Here is a 19,563-nt window from a genome sequence, read left to right on the forward strand (position 1 = left end):
GTATCAATCAAAATCAATGCTGAATGACACACCGCTTTCGCGAGCAAGCCCGCTCCCACAAGGGGCCGGTGTTGATCACAAAACTTCAGCCTGCTTGATCCAGCGCCTGCCATTGCACTGGCGCGACAAACCCCGCAACCCAACCCGGTACTTCTGCGGACGGCATCGGCCGGGCAATGAAACAGCCTTGAGCAACTTCGCAGCCCAGGCTCAGCAGCAATTCACCGTGCTCGATACTTTCCAGCCCTTCGGCGATCACCTGCCGGCCAAAGGCCCGCGCCAGGCCAATGACCGCCATGGTCAGGGCCAGATCATCACGATCATTAATGATGTCGCGCACGAACGACTTGTCGATCTTGATGGTTTGGGTTTGCAATCGCTTGAGGTTGCTCAGGGACGAATAACCGGTGCCGAAGCCCCCCAGTGAAAACTGCACCCCCAGCGCCTGACAGGCCTGTAAACAGGCGCTGACGTGCTGAATATTCTCAATCGCCACCGACTCGACGATTTCCAGATCGAGCATCTGCGGAGCCACCTGGGCATGCCGGGCGAGCACGTGTTTGAGCCGGTCGACAAAATCCGCGCGCTGGAAATGTCGTGCCGCAATATTAATGCTGACTGGCCAGCCCTGCCCCGCTTGCCGCCAATGGTGCAACTGCGACAGGACCTGATCCATTACCCACTCACCGATATCGATGATCAGGTCCGTTTCTTCCACCAGCGGCAAAAACTCCCTGGCCGGCATCATGCCGTGTTGCGGATGCTCCCAACTTAACAACGCCTCGAAGCCGACAACCTCCCCGCGACGCATGTTCACCTTGGGCTGGAAATGCACACGCAACTCACCGGCAGCCAGCGCCTGGCGCACTCGTTCGACCGTCTGGTGAGTGGCCTTGACCTCCTGATCCCGGGACACGTCGAACACATGAAAGCGATTGCGACCGCGTTGTTTCGCCACGTACATGGCCTGATCGGCATGACGCAGCAGGGTTTCGGCATCTTCATTGTCGTGGGGGAACAGGGTGACGCCGATACTGGCAAACACATTGACGCCCTTGCCATGCAGCGAGTACGGCGCCGAAATAGCGCCGAGCACCCGGTTCAACGCCGCACGCAGTTCCGGCAGATCCCGCACGTATCGCAACACCAGCACAAACTCGTCACCGGCCAGCCGCGCCACCACATCTTCGCCGCGAACAATGGTTCGCAAACGCTTGGCCACCTCGACCAATAGCTGATCGCCACTGGCATGCCCGTAGCCATCATTGACCGCTTTGAAGCCGTCAAGATCGAGCATGCACACCGCCAGCGGGATGTTTTCGTGACGGGAGAATTCCAGCGCCTGATCCAGCAAATCCGAGAGGAACGCGCGATTCGGCAGCCCGGTCAGCACGTCATGCCCCACCCGCCATTGCAGTGAATGCAGCAATTGGTGTTTTTCGCTGATGTCGAAACGAATCGAAAGGTAACGGTCAACCCGCCCGGTAGCGTCATCGAGCACCGGCACCATGGTGCTGTCGACCCAATACAGGCTGCCGTCCTTGGCGCGATTACAAATCTCGCCTTTCCAGACCTTGCCCAAGGCGATGGTGCGCCACATCGCCGCGAAGAAGTCGGCGGAGTGCAGACCCGAGTTGAGGAGACGATGGTTCTGCCCGAGCAGTTCTTCGCGGCTATAGCCGGACACGGCACAGAACTGATCATTGACGTGGGTGATCCGGCCGCTCAGATCAGTCTCGGAAAAAATCGCGGCGGCATCCACGGCCCTGCGGTATTTCTCATCCATGAGTCAGGCTCGCTGTGGCTAGCGGTGATACCGCTCGACCAGTGCAGGATGCCCGGAAGAGATGTTTTTATAGGTAATGCGCAGCAACACGTTATCACTCCATGAACAGCGGTTGATGGCCTCCTGACAGCTGAGATCAACTAACCTTAAAGGCCGCAAATACCCATTTTGAGCGGCGATTCTACGAAACGCATCACATTTTGCAAAGCAAGGTGATGGATCATGCAGTTGTCTAATGCAAAAATCTATCGTTAAGTTCTTGATTCTAAATGGGAATTAAGCGATGCAAATTTCAAGTTTGGGTGCGGCCATTCGGCGCTACCGCAAGGTCGCTGGGCTTACTCAGGCTGAACTCGGTGAAAAAACCGGTTTTGACCCCAAAACCATCAGCCGCTTCGAAACCGGCACCTACACCCCCAGCGTGGAAGCCTTGTTCCTGTTTGCCGATGTGTTGGGTGTAAAGCTGAAAGCCTTTTTCGCAGATTTAGGCGATGAAGATGAACAGCGGGCGTATCTGTTCGGTGTCATACATAAAGCCACCCCGAAGGATCTGGGAAAGCTGATTGCAGCGGTTGACCAGGCCTTGTCCAAGCCTTAGTGCCAGAAATAAAAAAGGAGGCCGAGCTGTCGCATTCGACAGCTCGGCCTCCTTTTATATGCTCGCCCTGAAAACCGGAAACGAAAAAACGCCGCCTGGACAAGATCCATGGCAGAGCAACACGTATGTAATTTTTTAGACAGATAACGCGAGAGAGGACTCGCGGTGCGTTATGGAGGCAACCCCACCAGCCACACCCCGGCACACAATGTTCCCGCTGTGGCTGCTTCCTTCCGGATCTGACCAGGTTCACGGGTAATCGTTGCGGGGGGACCGATGGGATCACCATAACGACGTTCACCTGACGGCGAACGGCGCCATTGTACCTATCTGAGACGAAGTTACAACCGTTCGATCCAGATTAAAAATATGAATCAGGTCAAGGACATGCGCAGGGCGCGAAATACCACTGTCCGTAGCAGTTGCTACAAGTCCTGCAACACCTCATCCGCCCGGCCGCCCTCTTGCTGGATCACCAGGTGGATGAAGTGCAGCTTGGCGATCACTGCCGGCGGCAGGACGAACGGATAGAAATCCGGCTGCCCCATGCTGCGCGACAACTCATTGAGCATGCCGGCCAGTTCGATCCACGCATTGACGAACGACAGGAACGCCGCGCCGCCGGGATGCTGTGGGTCGTAGAGGGTGCTTGGGGGAAACGGCTGATAGTCGAAATCCATCTCCCGGGCGCTCATTCCGAACCCCAACGCCGTATCCACTGCATCCATCATGTGCAAGTAGTGAGCCCAGGTTTCGGCCCAATCCTCCCACGGGTGCATGGTCGCGTAGGCGCTGACGTAATGTTCCTGCCAGTCGAGCGGTGCGCCTTGCTGGTAATGCCGTTCGAGAGCGTCGGAGTAGCTGGCGCGTTCGTCGCCGAACAGGCCGCGGAACAGTTCCAGCCAATGGCTGTTGGCGATCAACCGATCCCAGTAGTAATGCCCGACCTCATGCCGAAAATGCCCGAGCAATGTGCGATAAGGTTCGTGCATCTGCACCCGAATCTGCTCGCGATGAGCGTCGTCGGCTTCCTTGATATCGAGGGTGATCAAACCGTTGGCGTGACCAGTAGTTGGCGGCTTGCCTTCAAGGTCGACACCAATGAAATCGAAAGCCAGCCCCGTCTCTTCGTCCACGGTTTTCGGAATCACCTGCAAACCCAGGCTGACCAACTGTGCGACCAGTCGCCGCTTGGCTGTTTCGACCTTGCGCCAGCGTTCGTGGTTTTCGGCAATCGACAGGTCGGGGATGGTGTGGTTCAGGCTACAGGCGATGCATAACGCATCGTGGTCATTGGCGGGCAACAGCCAATTGCACGCGGCCGGGGAATCGAGGTTGGCGCAGCGGCGAAAGACACCCGCTTCGGGATCGGCGTCGAGCAACCAGGTATCAGCCTGCACGCCGGGCTGCAGCGACGACAGGCGACCCTGCTCCGGTTGATAACCCAACGCCGCCGAACATGCCAGACACTGGCTGTTGCGAAAAAACAGCGACTGCCCGCAGCGGCACTGCCAAACCTTGCTGTTACGCGAGCTTTCGCCGATGAAGGGCGTGGCGATGCGCGCACTGAGCTGTTCGAAGAAGCGGTACATGACGATCTCTCCCTGAGGCTTGCCAAGACTAGATCATCCCCGCGCAAAGATCGTTCCCGCTTTTTGCGCAACGGCAACTATCGCCTTCGCGAGCAAGCCCGCTCCCACATTTAACCCGGTTCTCCCGAAGGAATGCGATCGAATGTGGGAGCGGGCTTGCTCGCGAATGGCATCACACCAAAATATCGTGCTTACTCAGAAACTCGACAAACGCCTCTTCATCCAGAACCTTCAATCCCAGCTCATTAGCCTTCGTCAACTTGGAACCTGCACCCGGCCCGGCCACCACGCAATGAGTCTTGGCCGACACCGAGCCCGCCACCTTGGCACCGAGGCTTTCAAGTTTGTCCTTGGCGATGTCGCGGCTCATCAATTCCAGCGAACCGGTCAGCACCCAGGTCTGCCCGGCCAGCGGCAAGCCTTCGACGACTTTCTTCTCGCTCTGCCAGTGCATGCCGAAATCGCGCAGCTGTTTCTCGGCGGCTTCGGCAATCTGGCGATTTTGCGCAACCGCAAAGAACTCCCGAACCGAAGTGGCCTGTTTTTCCGGCAGCGCCTGGCGCATATCCAGCCAGTCGGCGCTGAAAACACCTTCAAGCGAACCAAACTTGTCCGCCAGCTTCTGCGCCCCACCCGGCCCGACCGAAGGGATGTGCAGCTTGTCGAGGAAGCCACCCAGCGTAGTGCTGGCGGCAAACTCGGCGCCCAGTTCACCCTGATCCTGAATTTGCATGCCGTGCTTGAGCAGATCCTTGATCACCTGCTGGTTATGCGCATCTTCGAAGAAGCTGTGAATCTCATGAGCCACTTCCAGGCCCACGTCCGGCAAGTACGTGAGTACCTGCGGCAATGCCTGCTGAACCCGCTCCAGCGAGCCGAGAGAACGCGCCAGCACCTTGGCCGTCTCTTCGCCGACATCGGGAATCCCGAGAGCGTAGATGAAGCGCGCCAGGCTCGGCTGCTTGCTGTCTTCGATGGCGCTGAGCAAGTTCTTGCTCGACAACTCGGCAAAGCCTTCCAGATCGACAATCTGTTCGAACGTCAGCGCGTACAAATCAGCCGGCGAACTTACCAGCCCTTCGTCCACCAGTTGCTCGACGCTCTTCTCGCCCAGGCCTTCGATGTCCATGGCGCGACGGGAGACGAAGTGAATGATTGCCTGCTTGAGTTGCGCACCGCAGGCCAGACGACCGACGCAGCGGTACACCGCGCCTTCGCTGACGGTCTCGCGACCTTTGCTGCGTTTGACCAGTTGCGTGCGCTCGACATGCGAGCCGCAGACTGGGCACTTCTCGGGAATCTGTACTGGCCGTGCGTTGTCCGGACGACGCTCGAGGACCACTTGCACCACCTGCGGAATCACATCGCCAGCGCGGCGAATGATTACCGTATCGCCAATCATCAGGCCCAGACGCGCCACTTCGTCCATATTGTGCAATGTCGCGTTGGCCACAGTCACACCGGCGACCTTGACCGGCTTCAAGCGCGCCACCGGCGTCACTGCACCGGTACGACCGACCTGGAATTCCACATCGAGCAATTCAGTGAGTTCTTCCATCGCCGGGAATTTGTGCGCGATCGCCCAGCGCGGTTCACGAGCACGGAAGCCCAGCTCACGCTGAGAGGCAATGCTGTTGACCTTGAACACCACGCCGTCGATTTCGTAAGGCAGCGAATTTCGGCGCTCACCGATGTCGCGGTAGTAATCCAGGCATTCAGCGATGCCGTGAGCCAGTTTCAACTCATGACTGATCGGCATTCCCCAAGCCTTGAGCTGCTTGAGATTGCCAATGTGCGTATCAGCTATATCGGCCGAAATCTGGCCGATGCCGTAGCAGCAAAATTCCAACGGGCGGTTGGCGGTGATCTTCGAATCGAGCTGGCGCAAACTGCCCGCCGCCGCGTTGCGCGGGTTAGCGAAGGTCTTGCCGCCGACTTCCAGCTGCGTAGCGTTGAGGCGTTCGAAACCGGCCTTGGACATGAACACTTCGCCGCGTACTTCCAGGGTTGCTGGCCAGCCCGTACCGTGCAACTTGAGCGGAATGTTGCGCACGGTACGGACGTTGACGCTGATGTCTTCGCCAGTGGTGCCGTCACCGCGAGTCGCGCCGCGCACCAGCACGCCGTCCTGATACAGCAAGCTGACAGCCAAGCCATCGAGTTTGGGTTCACAGCTGTATTCCACCGCCGCGCCGCCGCCGAACAAGTCGCCAACCGGCAGGTCGAGACCTTCGGTTACCCGGCGATCGAACTCGCGCATGTCGGTTTCTTCGAAGGCGTTGCCGAGGCTGAGCATCGGCACTTCGTGACGCACTTGTGTGAACGCCGACAGCGCCGCACTGCCGACGCGCTGGGTTGGCGAGTCGCTGGTGATCAGTTCGGGATGGGCCGCTTCGAGGGCCTTGAGCTCGTGGAACAACCGGTCGTATTCGGCATCCGGAATGCTCGGCTCGTCCAGCACGTGGTAGCGATAGTTGTGCTGATCGAGTTCATCGCGCAGCTCTAGAATGCGGTTTTTGGCGGCGGTCATGGGTGTTCTCTCATAAAGCAAAAGAGCAGCCGAGGCTGCTCAATCTGTTAGTGCGGCACAAACTCATTGTAGGAGCACGGCTTGCCGGCGATGGCGTCCTTGAGATCGTCATCGCGAGCAAGCTCGGCTCCTACAGGGTTTGGTGATCCTGTAGGAGCTGGCACAGCTTGCGATGTTTTGACCTTAGCGTTTCTGGGTCAGGGCGCGACGTTCGAATTCAACGATGCGCTGACGGTAATGCTCAATCGTCTGGGCAGTCAGTACGCTGCGCTGATCGTCTTTCAGTTCGCCGTTCAACTCCTGGGACAGTTTGCGCGCCGCAGCCACCATCACGTCGAAGGCTTGCTTCGGATGACGCGGGCCTGGCAGACCGAGGAAGAAGCTCACTGCCGGTGTGCTGAAGTGGTCGATGTCGTCCAGATCGAAGACGCCCGGCTTGACCGCATTGGCCATCGAAAACAGGACTTCGCCATTGCCGGCCATGCTTTCGTGGCGGTGGAAGATGTCCATCTCGCCAAAACGCAGACCGCTTTCCAGAATGTTCTGCAACAGCGCCGGGCCTTTGAAGCCGGCGGCGTCGCGGCAGATCACGCTGATCACCAGCACTTCTTCGGCTTGCGGTTGTTCTTTGTCGCTGGCCGAACTCGAAGCCTTGGTGTCGTCCGGGAAATCGTCGTCCCGGCTGCTGAAGCTCGGGCCGCCGTCCAGATCCAGACTCAGGTTCATGTCGCCTTGCGAAGGCTCGCCATGGCCACGCTTGCCGCGCTTGGAACCTGACTCACGCGGCTCACGAGCAGGCATGCTCACCGACGGCAGATCGTGCTCGTCCAGTTGCGGCTCTTTATGCGTATCCAGCACACGGGGCGGGCCCAACAGCTCAGCGCTGGTGTCCTCGTCCGGTAAATTGGACAAACTTCGGTCGAGACGGAATTTCAGTTTCCCCTTGCCGCCGCGCATGCGACGCCAGCCATCAAAAAGAATACCGGCAATGACAATAATGCCGATGACGATCAGCCACTCGCGCAGACCGATTTCCATGTAATCCCGTGCCTCTATAAAAAATGCTGAAAAATAAGAGGTTTACAACTCGTAAACCGCTTTAAAACGTGGCGCCAACTCTATGTTCTGACAGGCGTTTTGCCCACGTATACGAAAAATTGACATTAAACTAGCACGACCAAAGGCAACTTTACACCGTCTGTCACAACGGCTTGCGCGAATATGTCGATTGGCCAGCAAGTCAAGGGAGGTAAATAAGTCCTACAACTTAAAAATACCTCTCCTACAAGCGCCGACTCAGGCATCCACCATCGCCATCGCCTCCTCGACATCCACTGCCACCAGACGCGAACAACCCGGCTCGTGCATCGTCACCCCCATCAGTTGCTCGGCCATTTCCATGGCGATCTTGTTGTGGGTGATATAGATGAACTGCACCGTCTGCGACATCTCTTTGACCAACCGTGCGTAGCGTCCAACGTTAGCGTCATCCAATGGCGCGTCAACCTCATCGAGCATGCAGAACGGCGCCGGATTCAACTTGAAGATGGCAAAAACCAGAGCCAAGGCTGTCAGGGCTTTTTCGCCACCGGAGAGCAAATGGATGGTGCTGTTCTTCTTTCCTGGCGGCTGCGCCATGATCGTTACCCCTGTATCGAGTAGATCTTCGCCCGTCAGTTCCAAATAGGCGCGTCCTCCACCGAAAACTTTTGGGAAAAGGGCCTGTAAACCGCCATTGATCTGATCAAAGGTATCTTTGAAGCGGTTTCGGGTTTCCTTGTCGATCTTGCGAATCACATTCTCGAGCGTATCCAGCGCTTCCACCAGATCGTCGTTTTGCGCATCCAGATAACGTTTACGCTCGGATTGTTGCTGGTATTCGTCAATGGCCGCCAGGTTGATCGCACCCAGACGCTGAATCCGCGCGGCAATGCGTTCGAGTTCTTCTTCGGCGTCTTTCTCGTTGGCGTCGGCCACCAGGGTGGCGAGTACGCCGTGGAGATCATAGCCGTCTTCCAGCAACTGATCTTCCAAGGTCTTGCGGCGCACGGTCAGGGCCTGCCATTCCATGCGCTGGGTTTCCATCTGCCCCCGAATCAACTGCGATTGCTGCTCGGCCTGGTTGCGACGTTTTTCCGCATCACGCAATTCACGGTCAGCGTCTTCCAGAGCGATCTGCGCCGTCTTGAGTTCTTCGTCGACGGTCATGCGTTTGTCGAGCAGCTCTTCGAGTTTGAGGCGCAACTCTTCCAGCGGCGCCTCGCCCTCCTCCAGATTGAGGCTGAGCTGTTCGCGCTTCTCGGTCAGGCGCTCGGATTGCATTTCCAGACGTTCCAGCGCCTGACGCGTGGAGTCGTGTTGCGCCTTGAGCGAACCCAGACGCACCGCCAGTTGATGCGCGTGATCCTTGTGCTGGCGGGCTTCCTGCCGCACCCGATCAAGTCGCTCGCGCAAGCTGTCGCGCTGGGCCAGCAGCAGCTCGCGCTGCTCGGTGTCCAGCGCCATGCTGTCGAGGGCTTCCTGCAATTGCAGACGCGCCTCGCCGATATTTTCGTGTTCCAGAGCGCGCTGCTCCGCCAACTCGGCGAGCTCTTCGTCCAGGCGTGTGCGGCGCAGGGTCAGTTGTTCGGCCTTGGCTTTGCCGGCGGACAACTGGGCTTTCAACTCACCTTGCTGACGCGCTTCGTCTTGCAGCAGACGGCGCAGATGTTCGCGACCGTTTTCCTGCTGACGCTGCTGCGCCCTGAGATTCTGAAGATGGGTTTCCAGGGTTTCAACTGTGGCTTCGCGCTCTTCGCGTTCGAGGCCCAGTCGCTGGATTTCCTGACCGCGAGCGAGCACGCCGCTTTCGGCTTCGCTGGCGCGACGTACGCGTAAAAAGTGCCGACCGACCCAGTAACCATCGTGGCTGATCAGACTCTGGCCGGCGGTCAATTGATTGCGCAGAGCCAAGGCCTGTTCAAGGCTGTCGACCGGTTTGACCTGCCCCAGCCATGGCGCCAAATCGATCTGCGCTTCAACTTTATCGAGCAAGCTGCCGGGCACGCGCACGCCATCGGTGGCCGGGCTGAGCAAGCGCAAATCGCCTTGGGCAAAACCGGCCAGATCGAACTCGCCGAAGTCATCCACCAGCACCGCTTGCAGGTCGGCGCCGAGCACGGTTTCCACCGCCAGCTCCCAACCGGCTTCGACTTTCAGGCCTTCAGCCAGTCGCGGACGGTCGGCCAAATGTTGTTCGCGCAACCATTCAGCGGTGCCGGTGCCGGGATCGAGTGCGGCTTGTTGCAAGGCCTCAAGGGAGGCGAGGCGACCGTTCAGACGCTGCAAATCACCTTGGGCCTGTTGCTGCGCCGTCAGCGCGTGCTGCAATTCCTGACGCAGTTGTTCAAGCTTTTCGACCTGCGCTTGTTCACTGGTCTGCAAATCCTCAAGCGTCGCTTCGGATTCAGCGAGCTGCTCGCTGAGCTCCATGATCGCCGCGTCTTCCGGGTCCGCCGAAAGCAACGTGCGCTCTTCGCCGAGACGCTTCTGACGATCGGCCAGGCGCTCCATGCTCGTTTCCAGCTGCTGGATGCGCGACTGCTGAACTTCGGACTGGCGACGCGGTTCGGCGGCCGTCAGGTTGAAGGTGTCCCATTGCTCTTGCCAGGCGTGCATGGTGGTTTCGGATTCTTCCAGCGCGGCGGCAGCCTCTTCGGCGGCGGCGCTGGTGACTTCCTGTTCGGGGGTGAGCATGTCCAGCTCTTCGCCCAGCGTCAGCAGCAACGTACGGTCGTGACCCAGGTGAGACTCGGTTTCCAGACGCGCACGCTCGGCTTCTTTCAGATCGTCCTGCAGTTGGCGTAGGCGTTGCTGACCATGCTGGATACTCTGCTCGACCCGGGCGATGTCGCCGCCGACCGAATAGAAGCGCCCCTGCACCAGATTGAAGCGCTCGGACAGGTCGTGGTGCCCGTCCCGCAAGCGTTCGATAGCCGCATCGGCATTCCGCTGCTCGGCTACCAGCGCTTCGAAGGTGACTTCCTGATTGCCGATGATCGCTTCGCGCTGACCGACCTGTTCATTCAACGCCTGCCAGCGCAGGGCCGACAGTTGGGCCTTGAGCTGACGCTCCTCGCCCTTGAATTCCTGATACTTCTTGGCGGCCTCGGCCTGGCGGTACAAGCGTTCAAGCTGACGCTCGAGTTCTTCGCGCAGGTCGGTCAGGCGGGCCAGGTTTTCGTGGGTGCGACGAATGCGGTTTTCGGTCTCGCGCCGGCGCTCCTTGTACTTGGAGATGCCCGCGGCTTCTTCAATGAAGTTGCGCAGGTCTTCGGGCTTTGACTCGATCAGCTTGGAGATCATCCCCTGCTCGATAATCGAGTAGCTGCGCGGGCCGAGGCCGGTGCCGAGGAAGATATCCGTGATATCGCGGCGGCGGCATTTGGTGCCGTTGAGGTAGTAAGTGGTCTGGCTGTCGCGGGTCACTTTGCGGCGAATGGAAATTTCCGCGTAGGCCGCGTATTCGCCAAGCAGGGTGCCGTCGGAGTTATCGAAGACCAGCTCGATGCTGGCCTGGCTCACCGGTTTACGGCTGGTCGAGCCGTTGAAGATGACGTCGGTCATCGACTCGCCGCGCAGGTTCTTGGCCGAACTCTCGCCCATCACCCAGCGGACGGCGTCGATGATGTTCGACTTGCCGCAACCATTGGGCCCGACCACCGCCGCCATGTTACTGGGGAAGTTCACCGTGGTCGGGTCGACGAAGGATTTGAACCCCGCCAGCTTGATGCACTTTAGCCGCACGCTCAGGCGTCCGTCAGGGCAGAAACCACCAGATCACTGCTGCGCTGGGCATACGCCGTCAGCACAATGCGGATCTGCGGAAAATCACGGGCCAGCACAGCGGCGAGCAAGCGTTCGAACAATTCGAGGAACTCGCTCATCGAGGCCTTGCGCTGTTCCAGGGCGAGGAAATACGCGCGGCTCATGGCCGGCTGCAGATTCTCGACGGTTTCCTGCAAGTACGGGTTGTTGGCGAACGGGTACGCGGCGCGCATCACACTGAAGCTGTCGTCGACAAAGGTGCGAATGTCCTGGCGCTCGTAGCTGGCGGTCAAGCGCTGCTGGATTTGTACGAACGGCGCCATGTCAGCCTGGACTTGCCAGCCGCTGGCCACGGCATTGCCCAGCAGGATGTAAAGCTCGCTCATCAGCGTGCACAGGCTCTGGACCTTGTGGGCCGTGAGCTCGGTCACATGGGCGCCACGGCGCGGCAGGATGGCGATCAGGTGGCGGCGCTCGAGGATCAGCAAGGCTTCACGGACCGAACCGCGGCTGACATTGAGGGCCAGCGTGACCTTCTGTTCCTGGATGCGCTCCCCGGGCTTCATTTCGCCACGAATGATGCGTTCGGCGAGGTGGTGAGCAATTTGCTCGGCGAGGCTGTCCGGCGCCTTGAACGTCATGGTTGTCCCTTCAAACTCTTCGATCTGCACAAGCGGCGCAGTGTACCGCACATAAAGGGTCATGGCGGAGTGCCCACTCGGCGGTTTTTGGCACGAATCCAGCAAAAAGCAGGCTATCCCGAGAGGGTCAATAATGAAGGAACGAGTCGTTGATCGACAAAATGCTATTTCCTGACCTTTAAGTCAGAAAATCATTGACCGCAAAGTCAGACCTGATAAATTCGGTTCAAGTCGGTTAACAACAATAATGAGTCTGCGAGGCCTTCCGTGATCCAGTTTTTACTTAACCAGGAACTCCGTAGCGAGCACGCCCTGGACCCAAACCTGACCGTGCTCAATTATCTGCGCGACCATGTGGGCAAACCCGGCACCAAAGAAGGCTGCGCCAGCGGTGACTGCGGCGCCTGCACTGTGGTGGTTGGCGAGCTGCAAACGGATGACGATGGCCGCGAACACATTCGCTATCGCAGCCTCAACTCGTGCCTGACGTTCGTTTCGTCACTGCACGGCAAACAACTGATCAGTGTCGAAGACCTCAAGCACCAAGGCGAACTGCACAGCGTGCAGAAAGCCATGGTCGAGTGCCACGGCTCGCAATGCGGTTTCTGCACACCCGGCTTCGTCATGTCGCTGTTCGCGCTGCAAAAGAACAGCGATCAACCGGATGCTCATAAAGCTCACGAAGCGCTGGCCGGCAACCTCTGCCGTTGCACCGGCTACCGGCCGATTCTGGCTGCCGCCGAACAATCCTGCTGCGGCAAGCAAACGGACCAGTTCGACGCCTGTGAGGCCGACACCATCGCTCGCCTGAAGGCCATCGCCCCTACCGATATCGGCGAACTCAACAGTGGCGACAAGCGCTGCCTGGTGCCGCTGACCGTTGCCGATCTGGCTGACCTCTATGACGCTTATCCACAGGCTCGCCTGCTGGCCGGCGGCACGGATCTGGCGCTGGAAGTCACGCAGTTCCACCGCACCCTGCCGGTGATGATCTACGTCGGCAACGTCGCCGAGATGAAGCGCATCGAACGCTTTGACGATCGCCTGGAAATCGGTGCCGCCACCGCCCTCTCCGATTGCTACGAGGCCTTGAAAGCCGAGTACCCGGACTTCGGAGAACTCCTGCAACGCTTTGCTTCCCTGCAGATCCGCAACCAGGGCACCCTCGGCGGCAACATCGGCAATGCCTCGCCGATCGGTGACTCCCCGCCCCTGCTGATTGCGCTCGGCGCGCAGATCGTTTTGTGCAAAGGCGAAACCCGCCGCACGATGGCGCTGGAAGATTACTTCATCGATTACCGGGTCACCGCGCGTCAGGAAAGCGAGTTCATCGAAAAGATCATCGTGCCGCGTGCCAGCGCTGAACAACTGTTCCGCGCCTACAAAGTCTCCAAGCGTCTGGACGATGACATTTCCGCCGTCTGCGCCGCGTTCAACCTGCGCATCGACAACGGCGTGATCGCCGACGCTCGCGTCGCCTTCGGCGGCATGGCGGCAACGCCAAAACGCGCCAAGACCTGCGAAGCCGTATTGCTCGGCGCCACCTGGAACAACGACACCGTCGAACGCGCCTGCGCCGCACTGGCCGAAGATTTCACGCCGCTCTCGGACTTCCGCGCCAGTAAGGAATACCGCCTGCTCAGCGCCCAGAACCTGTTGCGTAAATACTTCATCGAACTGCAAACACCGCACATCGAGACTCGGGTGACCGCTTATGTCTAATCATCACGCTGTAGAGAAGACCCAAGCCGAATTGGCTGAACTGTTCGCCAAGGACCTGACCACCGGTGTCGGCCGCAGCGTCAAGCACGACAGCGCCGCCAAGCACGTGTCCGGTGAAGCGCAGTACATCGACGACCGGCTGGAATTTCCGAACCAGTTGCATGTTTACGCACGCTTGTCGGACCGCGCTCACGCGAAAATCATCAGCATCGACACCCAGCCTTGCTACGCCTTCGAAGGCGTGCGCATCGCCATTACCCACGAAGACGTGCCGGGCCTGAAAGACATCGGCCCGTTGCTGCCGGGTGATCCGCTGCTGGCCATCGACGACGTGCAATTCGTCGGTCAACCGGTGCTCGCTGTTGCGGCGAAGGACCTGGAAACCGCGCGTAAAGCCGCGATGGCCGCGATCATCGAATACGAAGATCTGGAGCCAGTGCTGGACGTGGTTGAAGCGCTGCGCAAACGCCACTTTGTGCTCGACAGCCACACCCATCAGCGCGGTGATTCGGCCGGCGCCCTGGCCACCGCCGAACATCGTATCCAGGGCACGCTGCACATCGGCGGCCAGGAACACTTCTATCTGGAAACCCAGATCTCTTCGGTGATGCCGACTGAAGACGGCGGCATGATCGTCTACTGCTCGACGCAGAACCCCACCGAAGTGCAGAAGCTCGTCGCCGAAGTGCTCGATGTGTCGATGAACAAAATCGTCGTCGACATGCGCCGCATGGGCGGCGGTTTCGGCGGCAAGGAAACCCAGGCCGCGAGCCCGGCGTGCCTGTGCGCAGTAATCGCGCACCTCACCGGCCAGCCGACCAAAATGCGCCTGCCGCGCGTCGAAGACATGCTGATGACCGGCAAGCGTCACCCGTTCTACATCGAATACGACGTGGGCTTCGACAGCACCGGCCGGCTGCACGGCATTGCCCTGGAACTGGCCGGTAACTGCGGTTGTTCGCCGGACCTCTCGGCGTCGATTGTCGACCGTGCGATGTTCCACGCCGACAACTCGTACTACCTCGGCGATGCAACCATCAACGGTCATCGCTGCAAAACCAACACCGCGTCGAACACCGCTTACCGTGGTTTCGGTGGCCCGCAAGGCATGGTCGCTATCGAAGAAGTGATGGACGCCATCGCCCGCCATCTGGCCCTTGATCCGCTGGCGGTGCGCAAGGCCAACTACTACGGCAAGACCGAGCGCAACGTCACCCATTACTACCAGACCGTCGAGCACAACATGCTCGAGGAAATGACCGCCGAACTGGAAGAAAGCAGCCAGTACGCCGAGCGCCGCGAAGCGATTCGTCGCTACAACGCCAACAGCCCGATCCTGAAAAAAGGCCTGGCGTTGACCCCGGTGAAATTCGGTATTTCCTTCACCGCCAGCTTCCTCAACCAGGCCGGTGCGCTGATCCACGTCTACACCGATGGCAGCATCCACCTGAACCATGGCGGCACCGAAATGGGTCAGGGTTTGAATACCAAAGTCGCGCAGGTCGTGGCTGAAGTGTTCCAGGTGGAAATGGACCGCGTGCAGATCACCGCGACCAACACCGACAAGGTGCCAAACACCTCGCCGACCGCCGCTTCCAGTGGCGCCGACCTTAATGGTAAAGCCGCACAGAACGCGGCGGAGATCATCAAGAAACGCTTGGTTGAATTTGCCGCGCGGCAGTACAAGGTCAGCGAAGAAGACGTGGAATTCCACAACGGTCATGTACGCGTTCGCGATCACATCCTGACCTTCGAATCGCTGATCCAGCAGGCGTATTTCGCTCAGGTTTCGCTGTCGAGTACCGGGTTCTACAAGACCCCGAAAATCTTCTACGACCGCAGCCAGGCGCGGGGCCGGCCATTCTATTACTACGCCTTCGGCGCAGCGTGCTGCGAGGTGATCATCGACACCCTCACCGGCGAGTACAAAATGCTGCGCACCGACATCCTCCACGACGTCGGCGACTCACTGAACCCGGCGATCGACATCGGTCAGGTCGAGGGTGGTTTCATCCAGGGCATGGGGTGGCTGACCATGGAAGAACTGGTGTGGAACAACAAGGGCAAACTGATGACCAACGGCCCGGCCAGCTACAAGATCCCGGCGGTGGCGGACATGCCGCTGGACCTGCGGGTGAAGCTGGTGGAAAACCGTAAAAACCCGGAAGACACGGTGTTCCACTCCAAGGCTGTGGGTGAGCCGCCGTTCATGCTCGGCATCGCTGCGTGGTGTGCGATCAAGGACGCCGTGGCCAGTCTGGGGGACTACAAGCATCAACCGAAAATCGATGCGCCGGCGACGCCGGAGCGGGTGTTGTGGGGCTGTGAGCAGATGCGGCAGTTGAAGTCTTTGAAGCCTGTTGAGGCTGAAGTCGAGTTGGCTTCGCTGTAAGACCGAGGTGCGGCCTTCGCGAGCAAGCCCGCTCCCACAAGGGAATTGTGAACACCAATCCAATGTGGGAGCGGGCTTGCTCGCGAAGACGGCCGAACAGACAACAGAGATGTCGAGGTGAAACATGTACAACTGGATCGACGCCCTCGCCGACCTGCAAACCCGGGGTGAACCCTGTGTGTTGGTCACCATCATCGAAGAGCTCGGCTCGACGCCGCGTAACGCCGGCTCGAAGATGGTCATCAGCGCCAGCCAGACCTTCGACACCATCGGTGGCGGGCATCTGGAATACAAGGCCATGCAAATCGGCCGCGAGATGCTGGCCAGCGGCAAGCAGGACACGCACCTTGAACGCTTCAGCCTCGGCGCCAGCCTGGGACAATGCTGCGGCGGCGTGACCGTATTACTGTTCGAACCGATGGGCCAGGTCCAGGCGCAGATCGCCGTATTCGGTGCCGGCCATGTCGGCCGGGCGCTGGTGCCGCTGCTCGCCAGCCTGCCCTGCCGGGTGCGCTGGATCGATTCGCGGGAAGCCGAATTCCCGGAACAGATCCCCCACGGCGTACGCAAAATCGTCGCCGAAGAACCGGTGGACGAAATCGATGACCTGCCCGCCGGCAGCTACTGCATCGTCATGACCCACAATCACCAACTCGACCTCGAACTCACCGCCGCGATCCTCAAGCGCAACGACTTCGCCTACTTCGGCCTGATCGGTTCGAAGACCAAACGGGTGAAATTCGAACACCGCTTGCGTGACCGAGGTTTCGACAGCGCCGTGCTGCAACGCATGCGCTGCCCGATGGGCATCGGCGAAGTCAAAGGCAAGTTGCCAGTGGAAATCGCCATCTCCATCGCCGGCGAAATCATCGCCACCTATAACGCCAATTTCGGCCAGCACACCGCCAGCGCCGGATCATCGATCGCCAAACTGCTGCCTGCCTCACGCCGCAGCCACGCTTCGAACTAAAAAGCCACGAATTGAGAACAACAATGCCTCTGACTCGCAAAGCCTACCGCGCCGCCATTCTGCACAGCATCGCCGACCCCGCCGAAGTGGGCATTGAAGCCTCGTATGAGTATTTCGAAGACGGCTTGCTGGTGGTCGATAACGGCCAGATCAGCGCCCTCGGTCACGCCAGCGACTTGCTGCCGACCCTGCCGGCCGATATCGAAATCACCCATTATCAGGACGCGCTGATCACCCCTGGCTTCATCGACACCCACATTCACTTGCCGCAAACCGGTATGGTCGGCGCCTACGGCGAACAGCTGCTGGACTGGCTCAATACCTACACCTTCCCGTGCGAAAGCCAGTTCGCCGACAAGGCTCACGCTGACCAAGTCGCGGACATTTTCATCAAGGAACTGCTGCGCAATGGCACCACCACCGCGCTGGTGTTCGGCAGCGTGCATCCGCAGTCGGTGAACTCGTTCTTTGAAGCCGCCGAACAGCTGGACCTGCGGATGATCGCCGGCAAAGTGATGATGGACCGCAACGCGCCGGACTACCTGACCGACACCGCCGAATCCAGCTATGTCGAAAGCAAGGCGCTGATCGAGCGCTGGCACGGCAAGGGTCGCCTGCACTACGCGGTCACCCCGCGCTTCGCTCCGACCAGCACCCCGGAACAACTGACCCTCGCCGGCCAGTTGCTGAGTGAATTCCCTGACCTGTACATGCAGACTCACATCAGCGAAAACCTCAAGGAAATCGAGTGGGTCAAGGAACTGTTCCCGGAGCGCAAGGGCTACCTGGACGTCTACGACCACTACAAACTGCTCGGCGAACGTTCGGTATTCGCCCATGGCGTGCACCTGTGCGATGACGAGTGCGCGCGACTGGCGGAAACCGGCTCGGCGATCGCCTTCTGCCCGACGTCGAACTTCTTCCTCGGCAGCGGCCTGTTCAACCTGCCGATGGCCGAGAAGCACAAGTTGAATGTCGGCATCGGTACGGACGTCGGTGGCGGCACCAGTTTCTCACTGCTGCAAACGCTGAACGAAGCGTACAAAGTCATGCAGCTGCAAGGTGCGCGACTGAGCCCGTTCAAATCGCTGTACCTGGCCACCCTCGGTGGCGCTCGCGCGTTGCGCCTGGAAGACAAGATCGGCACCCTGCAACCGGGCACTGATGCGGATTTCCTGGTGCTGGACTACAACGCCACACCGCTGCTGAGCTATCGCTTGAAGCAGGCCAATAACATTGCCGAGACGTTGTTTGTGTTGATGACGCTGGGGGACGACCGGACGGTGTTGCAGACCTATGCGGCGGGGAATCAGGTGCATCAGCGCTAGTTTTCTTCGGGCATAAAAAATCCCCCGTACTCTTCAGTCCGGGGGATTTTTATTGCCTGTCATATCGCCTTCGCGAGCAAGCCCGCTCCCACAGTAGATTTCTAGTGGACACAGGATTTGCGTTCAACACAAATCCAATGTGGGAGCGGGCTTGCTCGCGAAGGGCGCACAGCGGTATCAGAGCTTGGCAGCTGGCCGCCCTGGCTTCTTGGTCTGCAACAAATGCGAGAACACCGCATGCAAATCATCCGACGCGCTTTCTTCGTCCAGGTTGAGTTTGCTGTCGATGTGATCCATGTGATGCATCATCAGGTCCACCGCCAGCTCAGCGTTGCGCGCTTCGATGGCGTCGATCAGCTGGGTGTGCTCGTCGTAGGAACAGTGGGAGCGATTGCCGCTTTCATACTGGGCAATGATCAACGAAGTCTGGGACACCAAGCTGCGCTGGAAGCTGATCAGCGGCGCATTTTTCGCCGCTTCGGCCAGTTTCAAGTGGAACTCGCCCGACAGACGAATACCGGCGCCGCGATCACCCCGGGAGAAGCTGTCGCGCTCGTCGTTGACCATCTGGCGCAACTCGGCAATCTGCTCGGCAGTGGCGTGCTGCACCGCCAACTCAGTGATCGCACGCTCCACCAGACGCCGGGCCATGAACACCTGGCGAGCCTCTTCGACACTCGGGCTGGCCACGACAGCGCCACGATTCGGACGCAGCAGCACGACGCCTTCATGGGCCAGGCGCGACAGCGCGCGGCGAATGATGGTGCGACTGACCCCGAAAATTTCCCCCAGCGCTTCTTCGCTCAACTTGGTACCGGGCGCCAGACGCTGTTCGAGGATGGCCTCGAAAATATGCGCGTAGACGATATCGTCCTGGGTACCGCTGCGGCCGGCTTTGCCTGCTCGCGGTTGTTTCTTGAGGGGTTGCAACTGTTCGTTCATGGGCACTCGAGTCGGAAGAACTGCGGCGAATTGACCGTGACTGTAATACGGCACAGTAGGTCGCTGGCAAGTATCGCGTAAAAAACACTGCGATTGTACACAATGGACAGTGGCAACACGACTGTACGGCTGTTTGTCACTTCCGCTGTATTGCAACGACTGGTTACTTTTGAGTTTAGGCTTGAACACAGAATCCGCCGCTTGAACACAATCCCCCTGTGGGAGCGGGCTTGCTCGCGAAAGCGGTGTGTCAGTC

The 19,563-nt window shown here is 59.3% G+C and carries 12 protein-coding genes and 1 other RNA gene; 5 read left to right on the forward strand and 8 right to left on the reverse strand.

Annotated features, from left to right (window positions below; all coding sequences use genetic code 11):
* Window positions 1-85: 85 nt before the first annotated feature.
* Window positions 86-1,786, reverse strand: a complete 1,701-nt coding sequence (locus KGB03_RS28770) for a putative bifunctional diguanylate cyclase/phosphodiesterase (RefSeq protein WP_223530612.1) — start codon at window positions 1,784-1,786, stop codon at window positions 86-88.
* 283 nt (window positions 1,787-2,069) lie between these two features.
* On the opposite strand from KGB03_RS28770, the gene KGB03_RS28775 reads away from it, so the two are divergent.
* A complete protein-coding gene (locus KGB03_RS28775) occupies window positions 2,070-2,384 on the forward strand; it encodes a helix-turn-helix domain-containing protein (RefSeq protein ID WP_008146799.1) in 315 nt (104 codons plus the stop codon).
* A gap of 182 nt (window positions 2,385-2,566) precedes the next feature.
* Here the strand turns inward: KGB03_RS28775 and ffs are convergent.
* The 6 genes from ffs to KGB03_RS28805 form a co-directional block, all read right to left on the reverse strand.
* An RNA gene (gene ffs, locus KGB03_RS28780) (signal recognition particle sRNA small type) lies at window positions 2,567-2,663 on the reverse strand.
* A 146-nt stretch (window positions 2,664-2,809) separates the two neighbouring features.
* Window positions 2,810-3,976: a putative zinc-binding metallopeptidase gene (locus KGB03_RS28785; RefSeq protein ID WP_223530614.1), complete on the reverse strand. Its 1,167-nt coding sequence runs from the start codon at window positions 3,974-3,976 to the stop codon at window positions 2,810-2,812.
* Window positions 3,977-4,148: 172 nt separating this feature from the next.
* On the reverse strand, window positions 4,149-6,506 hold the full coding sequence (ligA, locus tag KGB03_RS28790; RefSeq protein ID WP_218537346.1) for an NAD-dependent DNA ligase LigA: 2,358 nt from the start codon (window positions 6,504-6,506) through the stop codon (window positions 4,149-4,151).
* Window positions 6,507-6,689: 183 nt separating this feature from the next.
* Window positions 6,690-7,544 carry a cell division protein ZipA gene (zipA, locus tag KGB03_RS28795; RefSeq protein ID WP_111450622.1) on the reverse strand — a complete coding sequence of 285 codons (855 nt, stop codon included), beginning with the start codon at window positions 7,542-7,544 and terminating at the stop codon, window positions 6,690-6,692.
* A 258-nt stretch (window positions 7,545-7,802) separates the two neighbouring features.
* On the reverse strand, window positions 7,803-11,291 hold the full coding sequence (gene smc / locus KGB03_RS28800) for a chromosome segregation protein SMC (RefSeq protein ID WP_223530624.1): 3,489 nt from the start codon (window positions 11,289-11,291) through the stop codon (window positions 7,803-7,805).
* Between the two features lie 2 nt (window positions 11,292-11,293).
* The gene (locus KGB03_RS28805) at window positions 11,294-11,953 is read right to left on the reverse strand and encodes a GntR family transcriptional regulator (protein WP_192407083.1); all 660 of its coding nucleotides are present in this window, start codon (window positions 11,951-11,953) and stop codon (window positions 11,294-11,296) included.
* 267 nt (window positions 11,954-12,220) lie between these two features.
* Between KGB03_RS28805 and xdhA the strand changes: the two genes are divergently transcribed.
* The 4 genes from xdhA to guaD all read left to right on the forward strand — a co-directional run bounded on the left by xdhA (window position 12,221) and on the right by guaD (window position 18,365).
* Window positions 12,221-13,675, forward strand: coding sequence for a xanthine dehydrogenase small subunit (xdhA, locus tag KGB03_RS28810; RefSeq protein ID WP_223530626.1), 1,455 nt, complete (start codon window positions 12,221-12,223; stop codon window positions 13,673-13,675).
* Window positions 13,668-16,067 carry a xanthine dehydrogenase molybdopterin binding subunit gene (gene xdhB, locus KGB03_RS28815; protein WP_223530628.1) on the forward strand — a complete coding sequence of 800 codons (2,400 nt, stop codon included), beginning with the start codon at window positions 13,668-13,670 and terminating at the stop codon, window positions 16,065-16,067. The genes xdhA and xdhB overlap by 8 nt, the downstream gene beginning before the upstream one ends.
* Window positions 16,068-16,191: 124 nt before the next feature.
* Window positions 16,192-17,037, forward strand: coding sequence for a xanthine dehydrogenase accessory protein XdhC (gene xdhC / locus KGB03_RS28820; RefSeq protein ID WP_223530638.1), 846 nt, complete (start codon window positions 16,192-16,194; stop codon window positions 17,035-17,037).
* 23 nt (window positions 17,038-17,060) lie between these two features.
* On the forward strand, window positions 17,061-18,365 hold the full coding sequence (guaD, locus tag KGB03_RS28825) for a guanine deaminase (protein ID WP_223530640.1): 1,305 nt from the start codon (window positions 17,061-17,063) through the stop codon (window positions 18,363-18,365).
* Window positions 18,366-18,542: 177 nt separating this feature from the next.
* Here guaD and KGB03_RS28830 read toward each other — a convergent pair whose 3' ends face one another.
* Window positions 18,543-19,307, reverse strand: a complete 765-nt coding sequence (locus KGB03_RS28830) for a GntR family transcriptional regulator (RefSeq protein WP_008146364.1) — start codon at window positions 19,305-19,307, stop codon at window positions 18,543-18,545.
* Window positions 19,308-19,563: the final 256 nt, after the last annotated feature.

The sequence above is a fragment of the Pseudomonas sp. BF-B-26 genome (genome assembly GCF_019956495.1).
Taxonomy (GTDB): Bacteria; Pseudomonadota; Gammaproteobacteria; order Pseudomonadales; family Pseudomonadaceae; genus Aquipseudomonas.

What these genes read in the sequence shown, in the direction of transcription:
- KGB03_RS28805 (WP_192407083.1), bottom strand. Translation starts at nt 11,953, where the DNA reads ATGACGTTCAAGGCGCCGGACAGCCTCGCCGAGCAAATTGCTCACCAC.
- KGB03_RS28770 (WP_223530612.1), bottom strand. Translation starts at nt 1,786, where the DNA reads ATGGATGAGAAATACCGCAGGGCCGTGGATGCCGCCGCGATTTTTTCC.
- xdhC (WP_223530638.1), top strand. Translation starts at nt 16,192, where the DNA reads ATGTACAACTGGATCGACGCCCTCGCCGACCTGCAAACCCGGGGTGAA.
- KGB03_RS28775 (WP_008146799.1), top strand. Translation starts at nt 2,070, where the DNA reads ATGCAAATTTCAAGTTTGGGTGCGGCCATTCGGCGCTACCGCAAGGTC.
- KGB03_RS28830 (WP_008146364.1), bottom strand. Translation starts at nt 19,307, where the DNA reads ATGAACGAACAGTTGCAACCCCTCAAGAAACAACCGCGAGCAGGCAAA.
- ligA (WP_218537346.1), bottom strand. Translation starts at nt 6,506, where the DNA reads ATGACCGCCGCCAAAAACCGCATTCTAGAGCTGCGCGATGAACTCGAT.
- KGB03_RS28785 (WP_223530614.1), bottom strand. Translation starts at nt 3,976, where the DNA reads ATGTACCGCTTCTTCGAACAGCTCAGTGCGCGCATCGCCACGCCCTTC.
- zipA (WP_111450622.1), bottom strand. Translation starts at nt 7,544, where the DNA reads ATGGAAATCGGTCTGCGCGAGTGGCTGATCGTCATCGGCATTATTGTC.
- guaD (WP_223530640.1), top strand. Translation starts at nt 17,061, where the DNA reads ATGCCTCTGACTCGCAAAGCCTACCGCGCCGCCATTCTGCACAGCATC.
- xdhB (WP_223530628.1), top strand. Translation starts at nt 13,668, where the DNA reads ATGTCTAATCATCACGCTGTAGAGAAGACCCAAGCCGAATTGGCTGAA.